The organism is Terrihalobacillus insolitus (assembly GCF_028416575.1).
Classification (GTDB): Bacteria; Bacillota; Bacilli; order Bacillales; family Amphibacillaceae; genus Terrihalobacillus; species Terrihalobacillus insolitus.
Map to the genome: position 1 here is coordinate 1 of NZ_JAMQKB010000059.1, position 1471 is coordinate 1471.

General features: G+C 48.1%; 9 tRNA genes and 2 rRNA genes. All 11 read right to left on the bottom strand.

Features of this window, described 5'->3' with window-relative positions:
- Positions 1 to 139: 139 nt before the first annotated feature.
- Positions 140 to 215 (bottom strand) — tRNA-Ala (locus NC797_RS18225).
- Between the two features lie 7 nt (positions 216 to 222).
- Positions 223 to 299: transfer RNA gene (locus NC797_RS18230), tRNA-Pro, on the bottom strand.
- A 5-nt stretch (positions 300 to 304) separates the two neighbouring features.
- Positions 305 to 381 (bottom strand) — tRNA-Arg (locus tag NC797_RS18235).
- A gap of 4 nt (positions 382 to 385) precedes the next feature.
- Positions 386 to 474: transfer RNA gene (locus NC797_RS18240), tRNA-Leu, on the bottom strand.
- A gap of 17 nt (positions 475 to 491) precedes the next feature.
- A tRNA-Gly gene (locus NC797_RS18245) sits at positions 492 to 566 on the bottom strand.
- Positions 567 to 572: 6 nt separating this feature from the next.
- Positions 573 to 653, bottom strand: a tRNA-Leu gene (locus NC797_RS18250).
- A 123-nt stretch (positions 654 to 776) separates the two neighbouring features.
- A tRNA-Lys gene (locus NC797_RS18255) sits at positions 777 to 849 on the bottom strand.
- 18 nt (positions 850 to 867) lie between these two features.
- A tRNA-Thr gene (locus NC797_RS18260) sits at positions 868 to 943 on the bottom strand.
- Between the two features lie 6 nt (positions 944 to 949).
- A tRNA-Val gene (locus tag NC797_RS18265) sits at positions 950 to 1025 on the bottom strand.
- Between the two features lie 12 nt (positions 1026 to 1037).
- A 5S ribosomal RNA gene (rrf, locus tag NC797_RS18270) occupies positions 1038 to 1153 on the bottom strand.
- Positions 1154 to 1386: 233 nt separating this feature from the next.
- Positions 1387 to 1471: ribosomal RNA gene (locus NC797_RS18275) — 23S ribosomal RNA — on the bottom strand; the annotation flags it as partial.

Consider the following 1471-nt stretch of genomic DNA (forward strand, 5'->3'; position numbering starts at 1 on the left):
GCTGACTTCGATGTTGCAACAGAACGTTGCATACTTAATCGAAGATCGTTTCATCTTGCTCGAATGAAAAACTAGCTTTTTCTTACTTGACATTACTGGTTGTTTTGTTCAGTTTTCAAGGATCAAATAATTTAGATCATGGTGGAGCCTAGCGGGATCGAACCGCTGACCTCCTGCGTGCAAAGCAGGCGCTCTCCCAGCTGAGCTAAGGCCCCAAAAGGATGGTCGGGAAGACAGGATTTGAACCTGCGACCCCATGGTCCCAAACCATGTGCTCTACCAAGCTGAGCTACTTCCCGATTTATGGCGCGCCCGAGAGGAGTCGAACCCCTAACCTTTTGATCCGTAGTCAAACGCTCTATCCAATTGAGCTACGGGCGCTTAATGGTGCCGAGGGCCGGACTCGAACCGGCACGATAGTTACCTACCGCAGGATTTTAAGTCCTGTGCGTCTGCCAATTCCGCCACCCCGGCATGGCAATTTATAAAACTGGAGCGGAAGACGGGATTCGAACCCGCGACCCCCACCTTGGCAAGGTGGTGTTCTACCACTGAACTACTTCCGCTTGAAATGCGGGTGGAGGGACTTGAACCCCCACGTCAAAGACACTAGATCCTAAGTCTAGCGCGTCTGCCAATTCCGCCACACCCGCTAATATTTTTTAGATGAGCCATGGAGGATTCCGACGTCGTAAGGCTAGTCCTTGTCTCCGCTTTGTATTTAATCAAAGACAAGGGGAACCGTAGGTGAGAATCCAGTACCATAACTTATTTAATGAGCCATGGAGGATTCGAACCTCCGACCCTCTGATTAAAAGTCAGATGCTCTACCAACTGAGCTAATGGCTCACTATCATATAACAATAGTGGTGCCGGCCAGAGGACTTGAACCCCCAACCTACTGATTACAAGTCAGTTGCTCTACCAATTGAGCTAGGCCGGCAAATAATGGTGGAGGATGCAGGGCTCGAACCTGCGACCCCTTGCTTGTAAGGCAAGTGCTCTCCCAGCTGAGCTAATCCTCCGATATTAATACTGCTTGGCGGCGTCCTACTCTCGCAGGGGCAATGCCCCAACTACCATCGGCGCTGGAGAACTTAACTTCTGTGTTCGGCATGGGAACAGGTGTGACCTCTCCGCCATTACCACCAAACAGTTATTCAAATTTCAAGGACAAGATATATTATATTGATCTTTAGGTAAAAAAGCAAGCGTTTTTTTTAAAATATAATTCGTATGGCTTGTTTAGATCGAAATTCACAGGACGCGGGTCAGATCGACGTTGTCACAGGACGTGACGGTCTTAGTCGATCTTCCTTCCATGATCGATCTTCCTTGCTTTGCATACCTTCAAAACTAGATAAGAACGAAAGACATATAAAACATATAGTTAAGTCCTCGATCGATTAGTATTCGTCAGCTACACGTGTCACCACGCTTCCACCTCGAACCTATCAACCTCATCGTCTCT